This window comes from Maricurvus nonylphenolicus, from assembly GCF_042854845.1.
Lineage (GTDB): Bacteria > Pseudomonadota > Gammaproteobacteria > Pseudomonadales > Cellvibrionaceae > Maricurvus > Maricurvus nonylphenolicus.
The window spans coordinates 1,216,060-1,241,529 of the sequence record NZ_AP031498.1 but is presented as its reverse complement, the minus strand read 5'-3'; the positions used below and the strand labels follow the sequence as shown (position 1 = coordinate 1,241,529).

At 43.5% G+C, this 25,470-nt stretch carries 21 protein-coding genes; 3 read left to right on the top strand and 18 right to left on the bottom strand.

Translation table 11 applies throughout. The features are described from left to right. Positions 1-13: 13 nt before the first annotated feature. The 8 genes from ACGHZ6_RS05215 to ACGHZ6_RS05180 form a co-directional block, all read right to left on the bottom strand. Positions 14-1,231 (bottom strand): hypothetical protein, encoded by a 1,218-nt coding sequence (locus ACGHZ6_RS05215; protein WP_390617756.1) that lies wholly within the window; start codon positions 1,229-1,231, stop codon positions 14-16. A 32-nt stretch (positions 1,232-1,263) separates the two neighbouring features. After that, complete coding sequence (locus ACGHZ6_RS05210) at positions 1,264-3,465, bottom strand: molybdopterin cofactor-binding domain-containing protein (RefSeq protein WP_390617755.1); 2,202 nt, start codon at positions 3,463-3,465, stop codon at positions 1,264-1,266. Further along, positions 3,465-3,962 carry a (2Fe-2S)-binding protein gene (locus ACGHZ6_RS05205; RefSeq protein WP_390617754.1) on the bottom strand — a complete coding sequence of 166 codons (498 nt, stop codon included), beginning with the start codon at positions 3,960-3,962 and terminating at the stop codon, positions 3,465-3,467. Before ACGHZ6_RS05205 ends, ACGHZ6_RS05210 begins: the two co-directional genes overlap by 1 nt. A 39-nt stretch (positions 3,963-4,001) precedes the next feature. Then, positions 4,002-5,465 (bottom strand): FAD-binding oxidoreductase, encoded by a 1,464-nt coding sequence (locus tag ACGHZ6_RS05200; protein ID WP_390617753.1) that lies wholly within the window; start codon positions 5,463-5,465, stop codon positions 4,002-4,004. Continuing rightward, on the bottom strand, positions 5,462-5,863 hold the full coding sequence (locus tag ACGHZ6_RS05195) for a c-type cytochrome (protein ID WP_390617752.1): 402 nt from the start codon (positions 5,861-5,863) through the stop codon (positions 5,462-5,464). The genes ACGHZ6_RS05200 and ACGHZ6_RS05195 overlap by 4 nt, the downstream gene beginning before the upstream one ends. Then, a complete protein-coding gene (locus tag ACGHZ6_RS05190; RefSeq protein WP_390617751.1) occupies positions 5,860-7,431 on the bottom strand; it encodes an FAD-binding protein in 1,572 nt (523 codons plus the stop codon). The genes ACGHZ6_RS05195 and ACGHZ6_RS05190 overlap by 4 nt, the downstream gene beginning before the upstream one ends. Next, positions 7,428-7,934 carry a hypothetical protein gene (locus ACGHZ6_RS05185; RefSeq protein ID WP_390617750.1) on the bottom strand — a complete coding sequence of 169 codons (507 nt, stop codon included), beginning with the start codon at positions 7,932-7,934 and terminating at the stop codon, positions 7,428-7,430. Before ACGHZ6_RS05185 ends, ACGHZ6_RS05190 begins: the two co-directional genes overlap by 4 nt. 335 nt (positions 7,935-8,269) lie before the next feature. Continuing rightward, positions 8,270-8,887, bottom strand: a complete 618-nt coding sequence (locus ACGHZ6_RS05180; RefSeq protein WP_390617749.1) for a TetR family transcriptional regulator — start codon at positions 8,885-8,887, stop codon at positions 8,270-8,272. Positions 8,888-9,042: 155 nt separating this feature from the next. Between ACGHZ6_RS05180 and ACGHZ6_RS05175 the strand changes: the two genes are divergently transcribed. Next, positions 9,043-9,807: an SDR family NAD(P)-dependent oxidoreductase gene (locus tag ACGHZ6_RS05175; protein ID WP_390617748.1), complete on the top strand. Its 765-nt coding sequence runs from the start codon at positions 9,043-9,045 to the stop codon at positions 9,805-9,807. A gap of 76 nt (positions 9,808-9,883) precedes the next feature. Beyond that, on the top strand, positions 9,884-10,375 hold the full coding sequence (locus ACGHZ6_RS05170) for a hypothetical protein (RefSeq protein WP_390617747.1): 492 nt from the start codon (positions 9,884-9,886) through the stop codon (positions 10,373-10,375). Between the two features lie 63 nt (positions 10,376-10,438). Here the strand turns inward: ACGHZ6_RS05170 and ACGHZ6_RS05165 are convergent, their stop codons facing one another. The 10 genes from ACGHZ6_RS05165 to ACGHZ6_RS05120 all read right to left on the bottom strand — a co-directional run bounded on the left by ACGHZ6_RS05165 (position 10,439) and on the right by ACGHZ6_RS05120 (position 23,672). Then, positions 10,439-11,425 (bottom strand): phytanoyl-CoA dioxygenase family protein, encoded by a 987-nt coding sequence (locus ACGHZ6_RS05165; protein ID WP_390617746.1) that lies wholly within the window; start codon positions 11,423-11,425, stop codon positions 10,439-10,441. 165 nt (positions 11,426-11,590) lie between these two features. Beyond that, on the bottom strand, positions 11,591-13,786 hold the full coding sequence (locus ACGHZ6_RS05160; RefSeq protein ID WP_390617745.1) for a TonB-dependent receptor: 2,196 nt from the start codon (positions 13,784-13,786) through the stop codon (positions 11,591-11,593). A 371-nt stretch (positions 13,787-14,157) separates the two neighbouring features. After that, a complete protein-coding gene (locus tag ACGHZ6_RS05155) occupies positions 14,158-15,132 on the bottom strand; it encodes an NAD(P)H-dependent flavin oxidoreductase (RefSeq protein ID WP_390617744.1) in 975 nt (324 codons plus the stop codon). 71 nt (positions 15,133-15,203) lie between these two features. Beyond that, complete coding sequence (locus ACGHZ6_RS05150) at positions 15,204-16,340, bottom strand: acyl-CoA dehydrogenase family protein (RefSeq protein ID WP_390617743.1); 1,137 nt, start codon at positions 16,338-16,340, stop codon at positions 15,204-15,206. Between the two features lie 7 nt (positions 16,341-16,347). Continuing rightward, positions 16,348-17,136 carry an enoyl-CoA hydratase/isomerase family protein gene (locus ACGHZ6_RS05145; RefSeq protein ID WP_390617742.1) on the bottom strand — a complete coding sequence of 263 codons (789 nt, stop codon included), beginning with the start codon at positions 17,134-17,136 and terminating at the stop codon, positions 16,348-16,350. A 156-nt stretch (positions 17,137-17,292) separates the two neighbouring features. Continuing rightward, the gene (locus tag ACGHZ6_RS05140) at positions 17,293-17,958 is read right to left on the bottom strand and encodes a malonic semialdehyde reductase (protein ID WP_390617741.1); all 666 of its coding nucleotides are present in this window, start codon (positions 17,956-17,958) and stop codon (positions 17,293-17,295) included. Positions 17,959-17,964: 6 nt separating this feature from the next. Further along, positions 17,965-19,038: a VOC family protein gene (locus ACGHZ6_RS05135; RefSeq protein ID WP_390617740.1), complete on the bottom strand. Its 1,074-nt coding sequence runs from the start codon at positions 19,036-19,038 to the stop codon at positions 17,965-17,967. 83 nt (positions 19,039-19,121) lie between these two features. Beyond that, positions 19,122-19,991, bottom strand: coding sequence for a glutathione S-transferase family protein (locus ACGHZ6_RS05130; protein ID WP_390617739.1), 870 nt, complete (start codon positions 19,989-19,991; stop codon positions 19,122-19,124). Positions 19,992-20,125: 134 nt separating this feature from the next. Beyond that, positions 20,126-22,348: a TonB-dependent receptor gene (locus ACGHZ6_RS05125; protein WP_390617738.1), complete on the bottom strand. Its 2,223-nt coding sequence runs from the start codon at positions 22,346-22,348 to the stop codon at positions 20,126-20,128. A gap of 406 nt (positions 22,349-22,754) precedes the next feature. Beyond that, positions 22,755-23,672: a fumarylacetoacetate hydrolase family protein gene (locus tag ACGHZ6_RS05120; protein WP_390617737.1), complete on the bottom strand. Its 918-nt coding sequence runs from the start codon at positions 23,670-23,672 to the stop codon at positions 22,755-22,757. A 137-nt stretch (positions 23,673-23,809) separates the two neighbouring features. Between ACGHZ6_RS05120 and ACGHZ6_RS05115 the strand changes: the two genes are divergently transcribed. After that, on the top strand, positions 23,810-25,378 hold the full coding sequence (locus ACGHZ6_RS05115; RefSeq protein ID WP_390617736.1) for an arylsulfatase: 1,569 nt from the start codon (positions 23,810-23,812) through the stop codon (positions 25,376-25,378). Positions 25,379-25,470: the final 92 nt, after the last annotated feature.

Below are 25,470 nucleotides of genomic sequence, written 5' to 3'. Positions count from 1 at the left end.
GATCTTCGTAATATTACTCTTGTTGCTCTACGACAGAATAATCTGAATCCCACACCGGTAACAACTTAAATCGCTGCTGACGGCTAACCCCGTCATATAACAGCGCGGGCCGATTGTGTCTCACAAAGCCTTTCATGCCCTCTACAATTTTAGCAAAATCAGAATCTGCTTCAGACTCACTATTCAGCACATCCGAAGTTGCTTCCCTTAAACGATCTAGGACTTTAGGTGGCAGACCCGAATGAATTGTTACTCCAGCCTCTGCAGCTTTATAAAGAACCCTTGCCCCTTTGGCGATATCGGTAGTCAACGATCGACTTACACCAGCTCTCGCAACAGTGATAATCGCCTGTTGCTCATGGGGCGCCAAAGATTCAAAAAACGTTTTATTAATAGCCATCCATGAGCTTAATAAAAGCTGCTGCCAGCTTCCCAAATAAAGATGCTTAAAACCGCACTCAACGATATTATCCCCATTCGGGTGACTAAATTTATCAAAGAAAAAGATATCATAAAGTGACAAAGTACCCAGTTCAGTTCCATTGATCTTACCAGTACATAAATCATCAACAGGAACTCTGCCAGCAGGCGTCGTCACCATATTCAAATCAGGGAAGGCAAGTTTCATAGCTTTAGACCCTAAATAATTAATTCGGTAAGTTATATTACTGTTATTAAATTTATCCGGGTCGTTAGGTATCGAATCTGTAAAAAATCCAGGCGGTTCACTAGTACTGACAGCAAGTGGAAACACTAATACATTAGCGTGTGCTGTTTTACGATCAAATATTTCTTGAATCAACTGCTGCCCACCAGCGTTATAGTACCAGGACAAATACTCTTGAGCATTAAGCCCAAATGGGAAACCGGAAGTCAACAATATCCCAAAGCGCTGAGGCGCGCCTTGAATAAAGAATGTTTCTGGAGGAGCAACAAATACCTGCTGCTTACCCGAGTCAATTTGATCTATCATTGCAGGAAGAGGCACACCTGATTCCTTCATTGATTTAACACGCACCTCTAGAGAACCATTCGTAAGCGCCGTAACTTCTGATGCAAAACCATGAGGTGCTTGCCCTAGAACCCCGACAGGGGGCATGAGGGAGACAACATCAACAGTCTTGGCAAAAGATGATGATATCAGCAGCTGGGAAACTGCAATATAAAATAATGAAGTGAAAATAAAGCTATTGAAAGGACTAAAGCCTCGCTCACTTTTTTGATAATGCATATGAAAGTGCCTTATTAAATTACAGTTATTCACTAAAGGGTAAGAGGCAAAGTACGAAAACGTTTACCTGTTGCAGAATAAAGAGCATTAGCTATAGCGGGGGCGACCGGAGGTAACCCTGGCTCTCCTACTCCCGCCGGGGATTCATCACTGTCGATTAAATGAACCTCAATCTCTGGTGTTTGGTCCAATCTAAGTAAGGGGTAATCATGGAAATTACTTTGCTTTACTGCACCCGATTCAATGTCTATGCTTCCATATAAGGCAGCGGTTAACGCAAAAATAATGCTGCTTTCCATTTGAGCACGGACATTATCTGGTGTAACAACCCTGCCACAATCAATAACGCAGAGAATTTTATGGATCTCAATACTCCCCCCATTAACTGACAACTCAACCACCTGTGCAACTCTACTACCATAGGATTCATGACAAGCAAACCCTTTGACGCGCCCATTCACACTCGGCCCTTTCCAAGCCGATTTTTCAGCAGCCAGCTTCACAACGTGAGTCATTCGGGGTTTCGATTTAAGATTCTGCAGACGAAATTCAATCGGATCAATATTTAATCCAATGGCGATTTCATCGATAAAGACTTCCTTTGCAAAAGCATTACCTGAATGCCCCACACCACGCCAGAAACCAACACGTAACCCGGGATCAACGGTATAATTACGTACCTCAAGGTGTGGCACATCGTAGCCCTCGAATAAACCCTCTACACTTTTCTCATCAACCTTCAGCCCGTCAAATACATCAAAACCGCGCTTGCTGACCCAGTCAGCCACAGGTAAAGGAAGTACCCCAGCAGAAACTACATCCACAGCATCATCAATCATATAAGGCAGGATATTTGCTCCAGCCCTATCTGCACGCCAAACGGATATCTGTCCGCGCTTATCTACACCAGCCGTTAGCTTTGCAACTGATGCGGGACGATAATAATCATGACGAATATCATCCTCACGACTCCACATGAGCTGAACAGGAACATCGGCAATTGCCGCCACCTTAACAGCCTCGATAATAAAATCGATATGGGCACGGCGGCCAAATCCACCACCAAGAAAATAGGGGTGCACTCGAACCTTATCTTTAGATACACCGGCGAACCGAGCAGCACAATCTCTTGCTATTTGGTTACTCTGGGCTCCAACCCAAATATCACACTCGCCGCCATGGATATGAACAGCACAATTTAAGGGCTCCATCGTGGCATGCGCTAAAAAGGGTAACTGATATTCTGCCGAAAACGTATTTTCTGCCTGTACTAATGCACTACTACCTTCACCAATCAGTATCGCCTCAGTACCCTCCTGGTTCAAAATGGCAGAAGACATCTCAGAAAACACTGCAATGGTATCGTAGTTTTTTAAAGCGGGTAATTGCCATTCAACATTGAGGCTATTAACTGCACTTCGAGCATTCCAATAGCTATCGGCAACAATGGCCACACCGTGCTCTACCGTAAATACGGCTTCGACACCCGGCCTATCCAAAACAGCCTGCCGATTAAAATATTTAGGCTTACCTCCGACAACAGGACAGCGTGAAATCACCGCCTTTCGCAGGTTAGGTATATCCACATCTATGCCAAATTCCGCTTCACCAGTCACTTTGGAGATGGCATCCAGACGAGCTTCTTGCTTGCCTATATAAATAAAATCTTCTTCATTTTTTAGCGGCGCATCCGGCACTTGCTCCAATACAGCAGCAGTCTTAATGAATGTAGAAAATTTGTATTCATTATTTTCGACAGCAATCTTCCCATTCGACAAAGCTACTGATGAAAGAGGCACGTTCAATTGCTGTGAAGCAGCCCTACGCAGCATAAGCCCGACATTAGCTGCCGCCTGTCGAATGGGCTGATAAAAGACACGCATAGAAGAACTAGCGGCCGTGGCCTGAATACCCAATTCAGTATTGGTGTAATCCGCATGTAGTAGGCCATGGCAAATATTTATAGATTCAGGCGGAGTATTGAGCTCTTCAGCCACGAGAGTAGCTAACCCTGTCCAAACTCCCTGCCCCATCTCGCTGGAAGGTAAATAGAAATGAACACTACCATCCTCTCTAATCTGCAAAAAAGCGTTAACAACAAGGGACCCGGAAGTAATTGCCTTAGGAAGCTTGGCATCGCTACAAGCCGTCAGATTAACACCGACGATCAGACCTCCGCCAACAACCCCTAGCATTTTCATGAAATCACGACGGGAAGATTTTTGTACTTTCATCAGCTACCCCCCTCGGCGCTAGCGTCATAATGCTGTGCTGCTGCTTTAGATTCTGCCACCTGCTTTATCGCTCGCTTGATTCTAGGATAAGTACCACACCGACAAAGATTACCGGACATTGCTGCATCGATTTGTTCATCACTCGGTTCCGGATTTCGATCAAGCAACGAAGACGCAGAAATTATTTGCCCCGATTGGCAATAACCACACTGCGGCACATTATTATCTACCCAGGCTTTTTGAACCGGATGCAAGTTACCAGCTGAGCCCAAGCCTTCAATAGTAGTAACATGCCGCCCTTCTACCGCAGCAACAGGTAAAATACAGGTTCGTGTCGAAACACCATCAAGTTGCATGGAGCAAACACCACACAGCCCCATACCGCAACCAAACTTACTGCCCGTTAGTTTAAAGTAATCACGAATCACCCAAAGCAAGGGAGTCTCTGGCTGCACATCAGCCTCAACGGGCTCACCATTCAAAACAAAGCTAATCATATTAACGACCTCGATGACTTGAACTGTACTAACGGCTTATTAGCTTGCGGCCAGAATCCCTTTAGGATCGAGGGCATCCTTCAAACGTGCCTGAAGATCGACCAAACCACCTGATTTAAAACCCTCGAGTGCAACGGGAAGATAACCCGTGCTGATATGAGTGATGCCATAACCAGCATTTGATAAACGCGTGGCCAATTCATACAAACATTTTTCCGCCTGTTCACGACTTCCATCGATACGACTATCGAAAGGCAGGTTAATGCGCTTGCTCATCGAACGCATTGCCAATGCATATTCACATAAATAGTCGAAACCATGCTCAGACAATATTGAAGAAACCATTTGCTGCAGCTTCAGGCTGTCCTCCCCTGCCAGGGGCGCTGTAGCACTTAAACTCAAAACACTATCGCCTTGCCAGTTTACGATATTATCCATGCCTTCGACCGGCACCCCACGCATCATTTTCTCTCGGTTCTGCCAGACTTTATCATCAGCCCGCTCTCCCCTTTTAAATACTTTAGCGCCTGGGATAAGTTTTAATGCTGGCTCCAGTGTCGACCACATGGCTTCCACGTTTTTCTCTGACCCATAAAAAGCGCCGTAAAGATTCCACTGGCCAAGATTTAACGAGCCCTTCAAGGCCCCTTCATCAACAGCACCGTTCTCGATATAGTCAGAACGACGCTGGTAGGGTGCAGCATCCATAGCAGGACTGCTAATGATCACAGTATTACCCACAACCATATTGATTTTCAGCGGACGCATCAGCTCTACCGCCATTGATAAATCTTCAAGACGCGGCAGTGAAACCATAAATGGCTGATAAGCGGCTGGCGCAGGCATTAACCACAGGCCAATTTTTGTCACAATACCCAGATCGGATTGCGTAAACAGGCCATCAACATAGGGACCAAAACCAAACTTGTATAGTTGCCAGGTATTGTTACCCGGCAACGATCCCATACCTGTACGCACTAAATTTCCGTCCGCCAGCATAACCTCCATACCGCACTGCATGAAAAAGTGATCACCATAAAATGTGTAACCGTATTCTCTCGCGCATATACTACCCGCGACCGAATGCTGGCTGTTACGATCACAATCAATCCAGAGATTAGGGTGTTTATCCTGCAAATAATCATAGAGCTGCTGGTAACTAACCCCAGGCTCCACCAGCGCATAAGCTGCATCGGGGTCAACATCAATAATCTGATTCATTCGACTAAGGTCCAGCATAACTACTGCCTTATCGTTATCAGAACTGCCGACAAGCCCTCCGTTGCCAGCGGTATTTGGCAAAACCCAGACGGAAAAACCATCTTTATCTGCTGATTTTATAATGGTTTCCAGCTCTTCTGTGTTCGCCGGTAAAACAACACAAACAGGTGAAAATCCAAACCGCTCTAAATAAGGAGCAGCGGATTCAGAAGCTCGATCATGCACCCAAGAATGACCAACAATATTTTTCAACCCGGATATTAATGCTTGATTACTCATCATTGCTCCTCACTGCTCTGACCAGCAAGATAGCTTGCTATTGCCGCCACTTCGGCATCACTAAGCTCGGTTGGTCTAAAGGTAGGCATCATCGCCAATCCATTACGCACGACCCACTTAACATAAGCAGGACTCAAATTTTCACGGTTTTCAAGCACTGCATGTTCTCTCCCTGAACGGACTGCCAGTCTTTCCGTTCCCGGGAAGTTTGCACCATCGCCATGGCAAATATGGCAATTTTTATTGAATAACTGAGCACCATCCAACGCTGATTGACGATCGCCTTGATCAAGCTCCATGTTATCGTGCTGCCTAGCGAGAGAACTATTTTCTACATCTTTAGATTCATTGCTGCAGGCAGTAATCATTGTAAGTAGAAGTAGAATTACACTCTTATTCATGAGCTTTTACCCCCGCGCATGTGTTCTGGCCATATTCCTGATTTTCCAGGCGACAAAATTCCTCGAGGATCAAGTGCATCCTTGATTTTGTCATGCATTTTCCACAGGGCGCTATCATTCCAGCTATAGGTTTGAGCGACCTTATCCATAAATTGAGGTGCAGTACGGTACTCACAGTAACCTTTAGCCGCAGCATCATCGATCAACAATCCCATACACTCGTGAGCACGAGCTTTTGCCACCGCATCATTAACATCGTAAAGCAGGAAATTTACATGGGCCATCGATCGCCAGGCCACCATAAATTCCCCACAATAATCCATATCATATTGTGCCAAGCGATCACGGATCATATAAAACTGACTTAGAGCATCTTTACCATCAATGGGAGACATAGGAGTAAAATCCAGGTGTGCACCACTACCAACCCAGTTAAGCACGCCAAACTCAGCCATATTAGGTATGCCACGCATAAGCTTTGCGCGATATTCAAACGCAGCATCATTGGGACGATCTTCCTCAAAATAGAACTTTGCACCTGGAATTTGGCTATAGGCATCACGCACATCATCCCAGTTGTTATCAATAATCGCCGGTGGGCCATAGAGTCCGCCATAAAAATTCCACATACCAACATCGAAATCGCTGGCAAGCTTACGCATTGCACTATCAGGCATCGGCCCCTTGCCGGAATAATATTTCGCTCGTGTAGTCGCGTGTCCGGTTTCGTAAATTAATCCAACAGCCGGGGTTCCATTTGGAACAACCATATTAATTTTGAGCGGCTTGGAGATATCCATGATAGGAGCCAGATCGTCCTCTTTCTGAAAACTAATCTTGAAAGGTTTAACTGCAGGAGGCTCTGGCATTAACCAGATACCCATCTTAGTCACAACACCGGCATTACCCATACTGAACAAGCCATCGACACTCGGGCCACAGCCGAACTTGTGGAGCTGTGCCGTTTCACTATTAGGTACCGATCCCATGGCTGTCTCAATAACGGTGCCATCTGCCAGTACGGTCTGCATACCACACTGCATCAAGAAATGATCACCGTAAGGTGTATAACCGCCTCCGTGGTCAAGCGCATTCCCCATCACACCACCCCAACCTGGGGCAGCACAATCAATCCATAATTTAATGCCTTTAGCCTGCAAATAATTGTAGAGATCAAAGTAACTGACCCCAGGTTCTACAACCGCATAGCCATGTTTTTCATTGACCTCAAGAATGCGATTCATTCTCTTCAAATCAAGAATGATGTAACCTGCCTTACGAGGACCCGATCCACCGTAAGCCAAATTCCGTCCAGTAGAAATAGTCCACAACGGTATCCGATACTTTCTGGCAACTGCTAAGACTGCCTGAACCTGCTCAACACTACGTGGAGCTACCGCCGCCGATGGTAAAACTTCGTCTGGCAAAGTTCCCCACGGATCGCGATAACTTCTTACATGCTCGGCATTCTCTACAATAACTGAGTCGACAGGTAATACTGTTTTAAGCTCACCGATAGCTGCGATAAAATCTTCTTGAGTAACACCAGGAGGGGTAATAATACTCATACTGTTTTCCTCAACATCCACGACACCAAGTGACCAGTTGCCCCAACCGGGCTCTGCACTGCAAGGCTAACTTCTTTTACTGAGTTAGGCGTGCAAGACTGACATAGAAGCTCTACGCTGCTCGCTATTTGACGCGCCCAATCTTCACCCGATGCTTCAAGTTGCGCTGCCAAATTATCGATTACCATTGGACTACCACTTAATCGGTGCACAATGGCTTTTTGATCATAAGCGTGCTCGCCTTCATAGCTAATATGATAACCATGACAATGAGCGTACTGTTCAATTAGAAAACGGGTAGACCCTCGGGTTAAACCAATAATCGAGGCATACTCTCCCTTTTCCATTCGAGCATCTAAAGCTTGTAATTCAGCAAGAAGATCAGAGTTAAAGCTTTGGCCGCTTAGGTATCTTCCAAAACTTAGCGCATCCGAGCACTGTGTATCAGTCAGTACCAATACCTTATTTGCATTAACCCCGTTAATACTAACTGATTCAGCCATAACCTTAGCGACCAAAGGTACTGCACACATCGCCAAACTGCCTTGTAGAAATCTTCGCCTACTATTCATACTCCTCACCATCCCGATTCATTACAACAATCTCTTGGCAGCTAACTATTATTAGCCAACCCCCTCTATCCAACGCCTTGTAAACCACCTTCTCCAAAGCAATCTAGCCAAATGACTAAACAATAGAAAGACTAACAATAAGCTCACATTCTAGTCAACCGGCTAAATATAAATAAAAGATTGGGAAGGAGCTACATTACAACCCCAGAAATTAACATCCCTTATCAGGAGGCATACCCTAATTGTATACCGCTAAAGAAAAACAATTAGCACCGCTTTTCGGGTATGCGTTCACGATAAAGTGATGTCATGGCAACTTCTATACGTTGCTGAACCATAGCCCTAACCTGATGTTGATCTCTTTCATCAATATCGGCCAATAAATATCCTAAGTCTTCGAATGCTACCCATGCCAGCTGAGAGAGAATTATGGTTGCAAAATCAGCTTTCAAAGCAAGATTCTCAGAGCGGCAATCGCTAGCCTCAACTAGCTGGTTTAAGAAAGCGCGAGGTATCGACTTACCCTGCTCGATTTCAACCTGAACCAACTCCACATACCCTTCCAGAACAACCCGACAAGTTGCCCTCCAATAGCGCTCATCCTGACCTAAAGATGCAGCAGAAGGGAAATCAGAACTTTCAGAATTTGCAGCATGAGCATTATTCCAATGCTCCTCAGCCAGCGCTGACATAGCCGCCTTTAACAGGCCCATTTTGCCGCCAAAGTAATGATGCACTTGACCATTATTAACCCCAGCAAGATCGGCAACCTCACGTACACGAAGCGCTGTTGGCCCAACCTCCGCCAATTTATCACCTGCTGCTTTAATCAGAGCGGCTTTAACAGCCTCCTCACCACGAGGATTAACCGATAACCTTGTCATTAGAACCTTGAAAAAAATTATCTGGACATTTCTAGTCAGACGGCTAATACTAACAACTAGTCACTCGGCTAGCAAGTAAATCATGAGTCTAAAAAAATAGCCATTGAGCACTTAATTAGCCGCATTTAACCATCATAGATATACGAGGAATGAAGATGCAGTTACAAGACAAAGTTGCCATTATCACTGGAGCAGGGGATCTGGAAGGCATAGGTGCCGCTATTGCCCAACGCTATGCAAAAGAAGGCGCCAAACTGGTTATCGCCGATATTCAGGATGGAGAAGCTGTTGTGAATACCATCAAGGCACAGGGTGGTGAAGCAATTTTTGTTAAGACCGACGTCACCAGCCAGGAAAGCTGTTCAGCATTGGCAAAGGCATGTATCGAGAACTTTGGGCGCATCGATATTCTAGTCAACAATGCAGCTATGTTTAAAAATATTAAAGGCCAAGCATTTACAGAAGTCACCAGTGAGGAATGGAACGCGGTCATGAACGTTAATAGTGCCGGTCCTTTCAACTGTATCAAAGCTGTCAGCCCTATGATGCTCGAACAACAGGGCGGTAAAATAATCAATTTATCCTCTTCGACAATTTATGAAGGCTCTCCTTTTATGCCCCACTATGTTGCTTCAAAAGGCGCCGTAATGGCATTAACGCGCTCAATGGCACGTAGCTTGGGCGGAGGCAATATTACGATAAATACACTTGCCCCTGGATTTACGCAAACAGCAGCCGGCAAAGAGATTGAGGCACGTTCTGGGTTGCCAGTTGCAGAGATGTTAAAACCTATGCGCTGCCTACAAAAGACCCCCACTCCTGAAGACCTTGCTGGACCAGCGGTTTTTCTCGCTAGCGATGATAGTAATTTCATGACCGGTCAATTACTGCTTTGTGATGGTGGCATTAATTTTAACTGATTAAGGCGTATTCTCCCGTGCTTAATTTCTTTGTTAATTCAGCACGGGAACTTTTAAGGCTGTAAGAGGAATAACTATGAGCGATATGAATTTGTCGAATTCCAACTCACTGACTAATTATGATTCGAGTAATAGATCCGTCAGAAATATTTATAAATTCGCAACTATACTAATACCTGTTTGTTTATGTGCAAGTATGTATCTTCCATTTCTCAATTTCTATGGTTCTACTCTCTCATATATTGATCTAGCGGCTAATGATTTACTTCTCATATCATCAACTGTCATTTTATTATTATTAACGACGCTTAGCCTTATTAGTGGGTTATCGAAATCACTCTCCATAACTTTGGGAATAATTAGCATTATCCTAATTAGCTTGCCCATTACTCAATTATTGGGGAATATGACCGATTTAATAAGTAACATTGAAAAACTTGGAATAAAGAACGAAGATCCACTGCAGATGATATCTGAAGTAATTAATATCGGCATGCCCTTGATGCTTATCTCCACACTAGCACTAGCTGTGCGTATTTTCATGACTGCTCGCACACAGGAATATTGACGAATATAAAGGAATGGGTTAGAAGATAGGCAGTAAATATAGACTGCCTATCTTCTTCAAAGATTAAGCTTTTGGAAGACCTGGCATTTCAACAGCAAATAACGACTGTTTTTTACTGCCTACACCAAAATCCGAGTCAATCAGTTTTTGCTGAAATTCAGCTGCTAGATTCATATCAGGAAGCTCAGGACCTGCCATTCGGCGAGATATCTCGCTTTCAATAACATCTGGCCATACCTGAGGGAAAAGACTTCCGGACAATTTATCACCCGCTTTCAATCCATGATCCCACAGCAAGGGCATAGTTGCATGCCTTGGCGCGTAAATCACATCAGGACCAGCATAACGAAATGCCAAAGCCCTACGGTCGTTCTTATTTGAATTATTTCCAGATGAACCATGTAGAATTGTTGGCCCAAAGATTAATACATCGCCAGGTTCCATATCCCAGCCAACGACATCATATTCCTCACGATATTTATTGATATCAGGAGGTTCTGGAAGATCTGTATCTGCAAGATAAGAATCTACACCAGGAGTTATGGCCTTATATCTATTTCCCCAGCGATGAGAACCTTTAACAAATTCCAGCCCACTTGATTCCTTTGTAACACTATCAAGCGTAATCCAGAATGAAATCAGCTGACTTCCCTCAATTGGCCAAAATGTTAAGTCTTGATGCCAAGGTGTATTTACAGGGCTCCCAGCACGCTTAACAAAGAACTGCTCATAGAAAAAATTCACAGTATCTACGCCTAAAGCTTGTTGTGCTAATTCTGGTAACGATGAGAAGAGCGCGATATCACGAAATGCATCGTGTAGCTTCCAAACAAAAACATCTCCAGAAAAACCATTATCAATCTCAAACGAGTCTGTCTTTAATGCAGCAAGTCTTTGTATAGCATCTTCGATCGCCTCCCGTAAAAATGAAATTGATCCTAGATCCAGTAAACCACGAGCACATATAACGCCATCTTTATCTAAAGCGATAAGCTCTTCTCGTGTTAAATCTCGTATAGGTCTTTGCTTTTTCGGATATATACTAGTCATACGTCTTTTCTCTTATTACAACGATTGTTTACTTACCTACCTAACAAGGTCATATTCTACAAATCGGTATTATCTGTTTAAGGTTCGCGGCAGGTTAGTTAAAGCTTCATGCATTCCTTTACCTAGGTTGATTACCTTTTCCGACGGCAACATAAATTACTTTTTCTAATAGGAATAACGTAGACGCAATCCATAACGTCGCCCATCAGCAGGGGTGGCTAGAACCTCATCGGAACGGCGAGTCATCTGACTATAATACTCTTCATCAGTCAGATTCTCGACAAATGCAGAGACCGTCCACTTTTGATCCGGTGACGTTAATCCCATATGTAAAGCCCCTAGGGTGTAAGACTCTTGCTGGGTATAGGGATCATTCTCTGTGACATCAAAGTTGTAATCATCAGTCCAGGACCAATCCGTTCCAAGTGTTAATTCCCAACTGTCATTCAAAGTAGTGTTGTAATTTAAGGAAAACATTACTGTATGCTCAGGACTGACAGGAAGAGTATTACCAGTAAACTCACCGAAACTTTCATACTCGGCATCCAAGAATGCATAAGCCATCCGAAAATCAAACCCTTCGGCCGGAATCCAGTTTGCCTCAATCTCAAATCCTTTAATTTCACTCTCAGCTGCATTTTGGGTTAACGCAGCGGATACAGGGGGAACGACGTTAACTTGCTGTACCCTTTGCACTTGAAGGTCTTGATAATCATATAAGAACATAGAGGCATTAAGACGCAGTGTTTTTTCTAATAAATCAGATTTAATGCCAATCTCATAAGCGGTTAGCTCTTCAGGGTCAAATACTGCTTGAGCCATAGTTTCTGTAACCGCAGTGAACTGAACTCCTCCAGCTTTGTAACCTTCGCTATAAGTTGCATAAGCCAGAATATCGTTAGACAATTGATAGGTCAGTGAAATTCTGGGATCGAAAGAATCCCAATTTTCCTTATCAGAGAAACTATAAGGAGCAATAACTACAGGTAATCCAGGTGACACGGTTTCCCCTCTTAACTCAAAGTCCTTTTCATCTTCTGAATAACGCCCACCTACGGTTAACGCAAGATTTTCAGACAATTCTAACCTGTATTCTCCAAATACAGCCCAACTCGTGGTTTTAACATCTATTGGCGTGTTATCTGAAAAATCTGAATAACCCAAGCTCAATGCTGAATTCAAGAAGGACTGTAGTGACTCAGACTCCCAAGAAAAGCGATATTGGCTTTCTACATCATCAATGTAATAGTAAACCCCAAAAATAAAATTATCGTTGCTTAGACGAAGCTCCTGAGAGAATGTCTCAGTATCTTCTTCCATTTCAACAAGACCGATCATGGCGGAACTACCATCGAAATCCTGTACCGATAGACTTTCGTAGTCTTGAATACCAGTAATTGAAGTCAGGCTAAAACCTCCAAAATCCTTTTCAATTCTCAGAGAAGCAAATAATGAGTCACTATCGAATGATCCGTCATGATTTACCGGTGTATCTCGAAACTTAGTATTGACATCAAAACGATGAGGCGTAGTGACAGGTGGGGGCCCCGGATTAACAACATTCAATGTACCAAATAGTGGAGCTATAGTATTATCACTCGCCGTAGAAATACTCTTCTGTAGGAGGGCGTTTTGCTCTCTTTCGGTATACTGCATCGCAGCCAAAATATATAGACTATCACTTACTGTAAAGTCAGCCTGAAGACGAACCGCACTATTAATAAAATCACTTTCCTCGCCACTCAAAGGATTTTCTTGAAAACCACCCTGTTCACCCTGCCCGGCAGATAGACGAACATTTACGTTATCACCTATAGCACCCGATACTCCACCCCGAATTGAATAACTACCTTTATTTCCAACGCCTGCTTCTATATAACCTTCATGCTCTTCTGAAGGACGTAATGTTGATATATTTATAGCCCCCGCCGCCGTATTCCGGCCAAATAAAGTTCCCTGAGGACCTTTAAGTACCTCAACGCCACTTAGATCTAGCAAGCCGATATCCGCACCACTGAATCTCGGCATATAGATTTCATCCACAAAAACGCCAACTGAACCTTCGGAACCGACATCGAACTTTCTACTACCCACGCCACGAACTCTAATATACGTTTTAGAAGCATCCTGTTGCGGGATCCTTAACCCTGGTGCATGTTTTTCCAGGTCAGTAACTGCCAGAATATTTTTCTTTTCAAGTGCATCGCCACTTAAGGCCGTAATTGCTATAGGAACATCTTGGGCTGACTGTGATCGTTTCTGTGCAGTCACAATCACCTCCTCCAAGGTTTGATTTGCTTTAACACCACTAACCATAGACAGTGCTATAAATAGTGGAGACAATTTACTTATTATTTTCATGGTAGCTCACTCTTATTAGATTTATATGATGAAGCTGTATAGGACATCCTTCTCGTTGACCAAATAATCACATATAGTCAACTGACTAAGAATTATTCAAGATAATATATAGGCCCAGCGTAGCGCACAAGCATTAATACAGGCACGGTTTGTTGCAGGGAAGAAACAGTTAGTAGATTACTAAAAGAGAATCGAGTGCCTTGAGATCACAAGGCTTTAAATTATAGATATCTAAATATGTTTTTATATAAGCGACAATATAGATACCCTCTTGCAAGGAAGCAAAAGGGTATCTGTCGATTAACATCTATAAACAAAGGAATTGATTAATCGTCGGTATTTTTTTGAATATTAATTATTTCTATTAATTACTATCCAATAAAGCCAGCAAGTTTTTTATTAATAATATCTTCAGCTTCCGTCATAATTCTATCTACCAGACTTTTAACAGACGGAATATCGTGAATAAGACCTGCAACTAAGCCACAGGACCAAGCACCTGAATCCATTTCACCATTTTTCATGACCTTCGGGTACACACCTGCCACTTCTTCACGAATATCATCAAATTGAAGTTCACTGCCTAACTCATTTTCCTTATCAATCAAACGCTCAACAGCATCATTGATTAATACACGCTCTGTATTTTTTAAGGATCGCATAATTAACCGGGTATCTAACTCTGTAGCCTTAAGAATAGCCTGCTTCACATTATCGTGTACTGGAGCATCCTCAGTTACAATAAAGCGTGTTCCCATATTGATACCTTCAGCACCCAACGCCATAGCTCCAACCAGACTCCGCCCGTCAGCCATTCCTCCTGATGCAATAAATGGGATTTTGAGCTCTTCAGCAGCACGAGGTAATAAAATAAAGTTTGGAATATCATCTTCACCTGGATGTCCTGCACACTCAAAACCATCAACTGAAACTGCGTCGCAGCCTATTTCCTCAGCCTTAAGCGCGTGACGTACCGAAGTACACTTATGAATAACCTTGATGCCCGCATCTTTCATTTGCGTCATATATTCCTGAGGGCTTCGACCTGCTGTTTCTACAATTTTCACATCACAATCGATAATCGCCTGAATCAGCCCAGGATAGTCCGGTGGAGTCAGCGAGGGTAAAAACGTCAAGTTAACACCAAAAGGTTTATCGGTCATTGACTTACAGCGCTCTATCTCTGCAGTAAGCTTCTCCGGCGTTCCCTGTGTTAAACCAGTAATAATTCCTAAGCCACCCGCATTCGAAACTGCCGCTGCCAATTCAGCCAAACCGACATGATGCATGCCCCCTTGAACGATAGGATGTTCAATGCCAAAAAGTTCAGTAATTCGTGTTTTCATGATCAACCTTCCACACCACCTGTTAACAATTAGTTTTACTCATACCATAAAAAGTACGACTACCGGTCTATTTAAGAGTCTAGAAGGGACCGAGCAACTAGCTCACGCATAATTTCTGAAGTCCCCCCCCATATACGACCAATTCTTACATCACGATAAAATCGTGATATCGCATATTCAGCCGTATAGCCATATCCACCAAACATTTGCAGGCAATCATCAATCACCCTACAAGACATTTCGGTAGTTGATAGCTTTAATAACGCCGCATCATCTGCGGATAACTTTCCTTCCGCGAAAGCAGCCAACTGTTTTTCATATAATGTTCTATGCAGAACCACTTGAGCTTTCGCATCCGCAAGTTTGAAACGTGTATTTTGCAACTTGGATAAAGGCTTCCCAAAAGCTTCTCGTTCTTTTACATAATTGACCGTTACCTCAAGTGCGCCTTCGGCAGCACCTAATGCTTGAGCAGCGCAAGTCATACGCTCTCGAGGTAACTCAGACATCAAGCTCATAAACCCCCTGTTTAACTCACCCAATAATGCCTCTTCTGGCAAATGCACATCCGAGAAAAAAAGCTCTGCAGTATCAGATGAATGTATACCCATTTTGGCAATTTTCTTTCCGCGTTCAAATCCAGGGAGAGATGCATCTACAAGAAATAATGAAATCCCTTTCGCACCCTTGCCTGGATCGGTTACCGCCGCAACAACAGCTAGATCAGCATGGCAACCATTGGATATAAAGGTTTTAGATCCGTTTAAAATCCAACCTCTATCTTTTTTAACCGCCTGTGTACGAATTTTTTGCACATCGGATCCAGCCCCCGGTTCCGTCATGGCAATTGCACCCATAGCCTCACCAGATACCATTTTTGGTAACCAGTATTGTTTTTGCTCTTCTGTACCCAAGTTATGTACATAGGCAGTTACGACACCACAATGCACGTTATAACCGGTAGCAATTCCGCCATACCCCATTCTTGCAAGCTCTTCAGCAATAACAACAGTGACGTCAGGACTGGTACCCGCACCTCCATATTGCTCTGGCATATCAGGACACAATAATCCGGCAGCACCGAGTGTTCGCCAAAGCTCTCTGGGTGCAATTTCCGCTTCCTCCCATTCTTCAAAGAAAGGGGTAACCTCTTGCTCAAACGCTCTTACCGCCATATCACGGAATAATGATAAATCTTCTTTATTCATAACAACCTCAGGACCGGGAAAATACAGGCTTACGCTTATTTAAAAAGGCATGGATACCTTCCTGACCGTCCTCAGCCGCTGCAAGCTCAGCGATACTACGAGCTTCAAGTTCCATTTGTGATTCCAGACCATTGCTAAATGTTTGATCAAGCATGCTCTTTACAGCCCCAATAGCTGCCCGAGAACCGGACGCTAGCTTTACCGCAAGTTTTTTCGCAACATCATCTACTGCATCATCCTCTACCAACTGATTCACCAAGCCCCAATCTAAAGCTTCTTTAGCACTCAGCATTCGATTTGTTAACATCATCTCACGAGCCCGAGCGGGACCAATTCGACGCGGCAAGTAATAGGTTGAGCTTCCATCTGGCGACAAACCTGCAGCAGTGTAAGCAACCATGTACTTGCCTGATTCACCTGAAACAACTAAATCAGCCATCGCTACCAAACTCAGACCTGCGCCTGCTGCGGTTCCGTTCACAGCCACAATAAATGGCGAGCTCATTTTTGAAAACTTTGAAATCGCGCAATGAAAGTCCGCCACCCACAGCTTTATCTTTGCAGCTATTTGATCCCCGGCTTCTGCAAAAGAGGCTAAATCACCTCCAGCACAGAATATTGGACCCTGGCCCCTAAGCAGAATAGCTCTAACTTCTGGATTGGTGTCGCAGGAAATGGCAATATCGTGCAACTCAGCCATCATCTGACCGTTCATAGCATTCGCAAGATTTGGTCGATTTAATGTGATGACTGCGACATTTGAATCTATTTCAAATGCCAATGTTTCATAATTCATGATTCTTACCTTCTACTTTAGAAGCTTGGCGCTTTATTTTTTGACTAAGAGATTTCTTAACTCCAACGTCAAAACGCTGGAGTTAAGATACTTGATATCTGAACAGATACGAAATATAACAGAGGTTTACATATGCTAACTCAACAAATAGCAGCGTTATAGTATTCGACAAACCTCTTCAAATTCAAAACGCGGCAAGCGCTGGAAAAGTTTTTTGTAATTACCATAACCTAGACAACACAAAAAGTTTGATTTAATTTTTGTTCCTGAAAAAAACGCCTGATCAACAAGATCATTTGAAAATCCTGAAAGTGGCCCACAGTCCAAACCTAAAGCTCTGGCAGCCATCATCAGATAAGCGCCCTGCAAGGTACCATTTCTAAATGCTGTGAGTTCCGCATTTTCAGGATCATTTTCGAACAAAGGCCGAACATCTTTATGAGGAAATAGTTTAGGCATATGCTCAAAGAAAGCTTGATCGTAGCCTACTATAACTACCACAGGAGCCTCCTCTACCTTGCTCACATTAGGTGGAGCAAGCGAAGGGATAAGGCGTTCTTTTTCAGACTCGGTCCGAATAAATACAAATCTTGCAGGGCAACAATTCATGCTCGTAGAACCCATTTTCACAAGATCATATAAAGCTACAATCTGCTCATCACTAACCGGTTTATCCTGCCAACCATTTTGACTTCTAGCTTGACGAAAAATAAGATCTTTATGATCCTCGGATAAAGGCTCGTAACGATCTCTAAGTTCTTTTGCATCCTGTTGAGCAGCTGCAATAATTTGCAGCTGCTCTTGTGTAAATACTGGCTCCATATCAAATCACTCAAAGTCTTTAAGGATTTCTGTGAAACTTGGATTATTCTCACGATAACGGCTTACTTCATCACTTGGCATAGACAATCCAAATGTACTAGGCACTAACGGTCCATACTGCGCAAGGACAAAATTCTTAGCCGGTACATTTTCAGGAGCCACTGACGCGTCTAACAAATCACCATCCGTCCAATGCTCAAGGGTAAAACCATTAGGATCACGCCAATAATCATACATCTGACTCCCTAACAAGTGACGACCCACTCCCCATTCATGAAAATACTTATCAACGGTTTTCATGTGGTAGTGGCCTGCCATTAAGTCATCAACCGACTCTGTCAACTCAAAACCGCCATGACCAAACGTACCTGCAAAACGATCATCCATTGCACCGGTGATATTGATAATATGATGGTCAACTGGCTTATCACCTTGATCCGCTCGCATAAAAGCTCCCAAGCGAGCACCATCTGGTCCGAGCAAATTATCCGAAATAAGGAAACCCAGGGTATTCTGATACCATGCTATAGATTCTTCTGGATTTTCGGTCACTATCGCTATATGACCCAAACGAAATACCTTTGACGTCAACTGATACTTCCATTCTCCCTCTTCCACAACCCACTCGTCCGATGCTTTACCGAAGCGTTGTAAATCATTAGTATCACGGGTCTTTTCCACACCGGCATTAAGTCTGGGAACTGAACTAGCTTCGATTGAAGAACGATTTAGCCCACAATATACTTCAACAACCAAGCCATCTGGATCGGTGATAGATACATATTCACCACCACCAGGCTCACTGCTAGTAAAAATCTCCACACCAAAAGACTCCGCAAGACTTTCAAGTGCTTTACGGCTTCCTACTCGATATCCTGTGCCGACAAACTTATTTTCATCACCTTTACTAGCGATATAGCAATAGGGATCCGGCCCAGTACCTTTAAAATAAATTGTGTCATTTTCTTCAAAAGCCGAGCGCATACCAAAATGGTGCAAATACTCTTTTTGAGACTCTAAGTCCTGAACGGTGAAACGTAGAAAAACAATATCATCAATCTTACAAATTGGATCACTCATCTAATCATCCTCTATTCATTGCTTGTTAGCGAATTAGACCTTCTAACTGGCATCACTTAATGGTGTTCAAAAACTTGTAATTATTATGAAACTGTTTTTAGTTCTTTCTTAAGAAATCCCATAAATGGATTATCTTCATCACCATATACAGCCTTTATGGCATCACGCCACTCCCAGCTATGATGATCAAGCATGGCTTTCTGGTAACTAGGTCTTGCTTTGATTTTTTTCCAATACTCACGAATATTTGGAAACTCATCACTCTCAAGTAAGGATCCAAAAGCAATATCTTCCAAACGGTGAAAATGGGCCGTCAGCATAATATCGACAGCGGAGTATTCTCCAATAATATAGTCGCCACCGTGATTTAATTGATTTTCAATAGACGTCAATCCACGAGCCAAACGTTTCACAAATTTTTTATAAAACGGCTTGGGTAAAGATCCCGTCAACCTCATAATCAGGAATGCAACACCGCGATTCTTAAGTGGGTGCTTGAAGAAGTAGTCCTTAATGATTGAAGGAATGCTTCTGCGACGCAGAATATTGGCAAGAATATAACTACTTGCTCCTGCTATGGAAGAACCAAAGTTCTCTCCAATTGGCTCATTTTCATCAAGTGCACTATCAACCATCAATCGCTCAACGAGCTTCACCTTTTCTACATCTTTTGGCCACAGTGATTCGCCTTGATTAGGAAAGCATTCATCCAAATACTTGATAATTCTCCAACTATCATAGATTGGATTACCATTGTGAACTAAAACGGGAACCAACGCAGTGGGATTGATTGAACGAAACTCTTTTGACAGATGCTCACCATTCAACTCTAAATGTAAGTGGTGCGATTTATACGCTACATCTTTTTCGCAAAGTGCCAAGCGAGCCATCTGTGAACAAATTGACTCTCCATAGTGGTACAACTCAAATTCTTCATCGTATGGAACTGTCATGATCTAATCAAATCTCCAACATCAATAATACTTTCGCAGGCCAATGACATATCACGACCGACACTTCAAATTTTTCATCATAGGGAAGGGACTAAAGCCGCATCAACAGACAGTCAATGCGACTTTAACTCAGCTTAGAAGTCGTAAGTCACTTCCAAACCAAAACGACGAGGTTTAGCCCAGTAGGCCAAACCACCACCACCTTGTGCTTCAGGCAGTACCTTGACCTGTGTACGATATTCCTCATCATCACAGTTATCACAGAACAGGCGTAATGTGAGACTTTCATCAACGCGCCAAATCGCAGCTAAATTAACAACCGCGAAGTCATCTTCATAGCCGACTTCAGAGTTATTTGCGTCAAAGTAGAAGTCATCTTTCCAGCTGTAATCACCACGTAACGTCAATTCACCCATCGAAACAGGCACAGAATAATCGAGCCCCAAGGTAAACGCATTTTCTGGCGCAAATTCCATTTTATTGCCTGAATTATCAGACACAGCTGTTTCAAACTTTTCAAATTCGGCATCTTGCCAAGAATAAGAGGCGTTTAATGCCAGATTCTCAGTCAGCATGGCTACGACTTCTATCTCGACACCATCCATCTGACTTTCACCGGCATTTTCAGTAATACCTACTAAAATTGGGGCTGCTGGACCTGGTCCATCTGGATCCACAGACGCGGTGGATTGAACCTGTTGATCGGTATAATCATAACGATATACCGACGCATTTAACTGAAGACGATCATCAAACAAGCGAGATTTAATACCGATTTCAGTGGTCTCCAGCTCTTCTTTATCAAACCCACCTTCTACCAATGGAATTACAGCATTGGCGAATGCAACACCGCCACTCTTGTATCCAGTAGAGTAAGTCGCATAAAGCATGACATCTTCTGTCAAATGATAATCCAGTGTTACCTTAGGATCTGTGGACTCAAAATCTAGCGTTTCACTGATCGAATCAGGACCAAAGACAGTTGGCTGACCAGGTTGATTGGTATCAAGCGAATAAGAATAATCTTTCTCGTCATTACTGTAACGAAGGCCTAATGTCAGATTAAGATCATCAGTCAAAGCTATAGTTGCCTGACCAAAAACGGCATAAGCAGTGGTGTCGATTTCAACAGTATAAATATTTTCGTTGCGACTAGCTGTCGTTGGAGCTAGTCCGGGTACAGCATCGGCGCCAAAACCAAAATTATCGGTACGCTCGGCATCATCAGTAAAGTAATATACACCAGCCACCCAATTAACCTTATCGTCAAAGGTTAACCAACCACCGGTAGTAGAAGTAAAACGAAACTCTTGACTAACCTGCTCGGAGGTCTGAGCCACATTGGTTCGCATAATATCAAACTCAGAGCCCTCAAAGTCCAAACCTTCATTCAGTTCTTCATCGGTATAACTGGTAATTGAAGTGAAGGTAAACTGATCTGCATCATAGTTGAGTTTGAAAGATGCCTGGGTATTATCCATGTCAATGAAACCAAGATAATCAGAGGCATTTTTACGAGGATCGGCGGTTTCCGAAGCCAAGGAATCTATAACAGCAGGTGTTGGAACAATTCCAAATATACCACCAGTGGTTGGAGATGCTATAGGCTGTCCCAAACGAGCATCCTGCTCAAAGTCGGTGTACTGTGCGGTAAAAATCATTTCCAATTGATCAGATGGAGTTCCGACCAGTGTCATTCTGGCGGCATTAGATTCTTGTGAATCATCTTTACCGGTTACGGTATCTTCATGCACACCATCTTCTTCAGCTGTAGATAGACTCAATCGACCAGCAAGATTCTCAACCACCTCGCCTGAAATCAAACCACTTACGCGCCTAACACCATCATTGCCAATACCAACTTTAACGCGGCCTTCGAAGTCATCAGTAGGCTTACGAGTATGGAGATTTATCGCTCCGCCGATGGTATTACGACCATATAAAGTTCCTTGTGGACCTTTAAGAACTTCGACACGTTCCATATCGGCCACGCCCATCAACGAACTACTAAAGCGGGCGTTATAGACTTCATCGACAAAAACACCAACTGAGCCATCAGTGCCGATATCAAATTTTCGGGTTCCCACACCACGGATAAACATAAAGGGGCGTGAGTCTCCAGCACCGCCGATAGACAAGCTTGGTACACTGTTTTGCAGCTGCCCAATATTTTGCACGCCCGCATCTTCTAACTGATCACCACCAAATGCAGAAACAGATGAAGGTACTTCCTGCAAGCTTTGCTCTCGTTTTTCAGCTGTAACAATAACTTCTTCCAGAGCAAACTCATTACTATTTGCAACTTGGCTAACAGCTGCCGCTAAAATTAGCGGCGTATATTTATGACTGACTCTCATGAAATCATCTCTCCAATTCTTTGATTATTTTGTTTGACACCAAGTGAAAAGCCTCATCGCCGAAACTGCTCTCCAAGCCTGATAAAGCTAGTCAGGTGGATAGACTATATCCTAGTCACCCGGATAGCAATACTTTTTTTGGTGCAAAATCGGCATAAAACACGAATAAATTCCAATCAGGGATAAGGGCTTGCACTATAAATAACCAGAAGTACTAAGACGCTCGATACCAATAAATACCTGATGCACCTGGCCATACACTTATCAATCAAGTGGCACGAAAAGATAAGAAAAACGAATGGATGAACAACACAAAATATGAACGGAAAGACCTTTACCTCCCTAACCAAGCCACTAATACGCTTAGGTTAGGGAGTAAAGTAAATAGACCAGTCGATGTAACGGCTTATTTTTCTGCAGCTTTAGCTGCATTGAGCATGGCTGAGTATACATCAGGGATAATCTTAGCTCGCGAATGATCGCTAACTCGCACACAGCGATTTGTTAAAACCCCCAACCCCTCAATAGACGTAGTAATCACATCACCATCGCGCAAGAAATTTCCGCTTACGACAGCAACCCCACCTGGAGTGCCTGTAAAGATTAGATCGCCCGGACTTAGCGTTACAATTTCTGACAGGTACGCAATTATTTCAGGAATACCAAAGATAAGATCATTAGTATTATCTGACTGTCGTACTTCACCATTAACCTCACACTTAATATGCAAGCTGCCAGGATCATCCAACTCTTCCGGAGAAACCAGTACTGGTCCCAAAGGGCCAAACGTGTCAAATGACTTACCTAAATTAAACTGCGGTGGCTTAGATGTTAGCTGCACCGTTCGATCAGATATATCCTGCCCAACGCATAACCCAGCAACATGATCCCATGCATTCTCTACTGCTATATCTTTGCCTCCACGACCAATAACAGCAACCAGCTCAGCTTCGTAATCGATATAATCACTGCGCATTTCAATATCGGCAGTCGGACCAGTAATACTGTTGGTATGCTTAGTAAAAACCATTGGAACCTCTGGAATATCCATATTGGCTTCAACGGCATGGTTACGGTAATTTAATCCAATTGCATAACAGTTTCGTGGGCGTGGAACTGGGGCGCCAAGCTCTACCTCCTCCAAGCGTCCTGTTGGCTGCTTGCCTTTCAATTCAGCACTGATATTTGATAACTCCAACGGCGATGTCACGGCATCCATCGGATCACTACTTAGAGCGCCTCGCGATGCCTCTTCAAGATCATAGTAATATTCACCTAACACTAACGCTGCGCGCCCTTCAACATTCACCAACCTGAAGCCCATGATGCTTTCCTCTTAAATCGTCAAAAATACAGGCCGTACCACTTCACAGAAGCAAAACCTATCCACTTGACTATAACATCAACCACCGTATTATAGTCAAGTGGATAAAAATTAAGAATACTCAAGATTCCGGTGACATGATGCGATACAGATTATTACAAAGCTCAACCCAAGCAAATCTAAGCAAGGCCAGGACTGCCACTAACTGCAACTATCTCCCGCGTTACTTTTTGGCCATAGCTCAGGCCACGCTATTCCTAATAGGTATATGCCTGGGAACATCTGCACAAGCATCTGTAGACTTACCACCTAATATAGTTCTTATTCTTGCCGATGATCTGGGCTGGCGCGATGTCGGCTATCATGATAGTGAGATCAAAACGCCAACTATAGACCGACTTGCAAAGGAAGGTATCGAATTAGACCGGTTTTATGTGCAGCCAACATGCAGCCCTACCCGGGCCTCACTTATGACTGGCAAGTCCCCTAAGAAGCTTGGAATTACAACCCCCATCGGAAAAAATCAGGAGACTGGACTGCCTTTAGAAGAAACAACACTACCTGAGTACCTCAACCAACGAGGATACAGTAGTCAAATGATTGGTAAATGGCATCTTGGGCACCATACTCCCGATCAATTTCCGCACAACCGCGGTTTTGAAAACTTCTATGGATATGTTTCAGGAGGCATTGGTTATTGGGACCATAATCAAGGCGGCGGTCACGATTGGCAACGAAACGGTAAAACAGTACGTGAAGAAGGTTATGCTACTCACTTACTCGCAGATGAAGCGGTAAGAATGATTAATACCCACGATCAACAACAGCCCATGTTTCTCTACCTCGCTTTGGGCGCTCCACACTTACCCAATGAAGCGCCTGCAGAATCAATTAGCCAATATCAACACATCGAAGATAGTGAAAGGCGTATTCATGCAGCCATGGTATCCGAGCTTGATATTGCTATAGGGCAAGTAATGAAGGCATTAGTAGCCAACAATATGGACAAGAATACTATCCTATTCTTCGCCAGTGACAATGGCGGCCTGATCAAAAACGGTATGCCAGGAATAATGAACACCTTGGCAAACTGGTCGGTATCTCTTTTTGATCGACCCATTCCTATTGCAGGTTTGGAGTTTTTTGCTTCCAATGCTTTTGATGGCGGTAGCGACAATCTACCATTGAGCGGCGGTAAAGGTAGCCTACTTGAGGGAGGGGTTCGTGTTCCTGCACTTATCTGGTGGCCCGAAAAACTCTCTCCTAAAAAATATGATGGCTTTGTAACCATTAGTGATTTACTACCCACTCTTCTTGAAGCTACTGGCCGGCCTCTACAGAATCCAAAGCAAATCGATGGTGTTAGCCAATGGCAGTCGCTAACTAACGGAACACCTTTAGAAATCACACCCGACTACTTTGTAGCCACATTTAACGGGAGCGCTCTTTACCGGTGGCCCTGGAAACTTATAGATCTTGAAAACCCAAGACTCTATAACATAGAGACAGATCCCAACGAACAAACTGACGTCAGTCAATTGCATCCTGAGTTGGTAAACAGCCTGCTACATATTGCTAACAACTGGACAGATCAACCTAATCGGGGCATATCAGTTTTAGGGGCCCTACTGGATATGGATTCATTTGGTGGTGGCGAAGATCGAGAGCCTTGGGCAGAAGCTGCGCAGAAAAATGCCCAGCAATAATCATCGAACAGATACAGAAAATACACTAAGGTATCTACACCAAATTCAAAATCATCAAAGTTAGGTACAAACAACAAAGGGGTAGGGCAGCT

Bases quoted from the DNA above. Each gene is read 5' to 3' on its own strand.
- ACGHZ6_RS05215 (WP_390617756.1), bottom strand. From the start codon at position 1,231: ATGCATTATCAAAAAAGTGAGCGAGGCTTTAGTCCTTTCAATAGCTTT.
- ACGHZ6_RS05210 (WP_390617755.1), bottom strand. From the start codon at position 3,465: ATGAAAGTACAAAAATCTTCCCGTCGTGATTTCATGAAAATGCTAGGG.
- ACGHZ6_RS05205 (WP_390617754.1), bottom strand. From the start codon at position 3,962: ATGATTAGCTTTGTTTTGAATGGTGAGCCCGTTGAGGCTGATGTGCAG.
- ACGHZ6_RS05200 (WP_390617753.1), bottom strand. From the start codon at position 5,465: ATGATGAGTAATCAAGCATTAATATCCGGGTTGAAAAATATTGTTGGT.
- ACGHZ6_RS05195 (WP_390617752.1), bottom strand. From the start codon at position 5,863: ATGAATAAGAGTGTAATTCTACTTCTACTTACAATGATTACTGCCTGC.
- ACGHZ6_RS05190 (WP_390617751.1), bottom strand. From the start codon at position 7,431: ATGAGTATTATTACCCCTCCTGGTGTTACTCAAGAAGATTTTATCGCA.
- ACGHZ6_RS05185 (WP_390617750.1), bottom strand. From the start codon at position 7,934: ATGGCTGAATCAGTTAGTATTAACGGGGTTAATGCAAATAAGGTATTG.
- ACGHZ6_RS05180 (WP_390617749.1), bottom strand. From the start codon at position 8,887: ATGACAAGGTTATCGGTTAATCCTCGTGGTGAGGAGGCTGTTAAAGCC.
- ACGHZ6_RS05175 (WP_390617748.1), top strand. From the start codon at position 9,043: ATGCAGTTACAAGACAAAGTTGCCATTATCACTGGAGCAGGGGATCTG.
- ACGHZ6_RS05170 (WP_390617747.1), top strand. From the start codon at position 9,884: ATGAGCGATATGAATTTGTCGAATTCCAACTCACTGACTAATTATGAT.
- ACGHZ6_RS05165 (WP_390617746.1), bottom strand. From the start codon at position 11,425: ATGACTAGTATATATCCGAAAAAGCAAAGACCTATACGAGATTTAACA.
- ACGHZ6_RS05160 (WP_390617745.1), bottom strand. From the start codon at position 13,786: ATGAAAATAATAAGTAAATTGTCTCCACTATTTATAGCACTGTCTATG.
- ACGHZ6_RS05155 (WP_390617744.1), bottom strand. From the start codon at position 15,132: ATGAAAACACGAATTACTGAACTTTTTGGCATTGAACATCCTATCGTT.
- ACGHZ6_RS05150 (WP_390617743.1), bottom strand. From the start codon at position 16,340: ATGAATAAAGAAGATTTATCATTATTCCGTGATATGGCGGTAAGAGCG.
- ACGHZ6_RS05145 (WP_390617742.1), bottom strand. From the start codon at position 17,136: ATGAATTATGAAACATTGGCATTTGAAATAGATTCAAATGTCGCAGTC.
- ACGHZ6_RS05140 (WP_390617741.1), bottom strand. From the start codon at position 17,958: ATGGAGCCAGTATTTACACAAGAGCAGCTGCAAATTATTGCAGCTGCT.
- ACGHZ6_RS05135 (WP_390617740.1), bottom strand. From the start codon at position 19,038: ATGAGTGATCCAATTTGTAAGATTGATGATATTGTTTTTCTACGTTTC.
- ACGHZ6_RS05130 (WP_390617739.1), bottom strand. From the start codon at position 19,991: ATGACAGTTCCATACGATGAAGAATTTGAGTTGTACCACTATGGAGAG.
- ACGHZ6_RS05125 (WP_390617738.1), bottom strand. From the start codon at position 22,348: ATGAGAGTCAGTCATAAATATACGCCGCTAATTTTAGCGGCAGCTGTT.
- ACGHZ6_RS05120 (WP_390617737.1), bottom strand. From the start codon at position 23,672: ATGGGCTTCAGGTTGGTGAATGTTGAAGGGCGCGCAGCGTTAGTGTTA.
- ACGHZ6_RS05115 (WP_390617736.1), top strand. From the start codon at position 23,810: ATGATGCGATACAGATTATTACAAAGCTCAACCCAAGCAAATCTAAGC.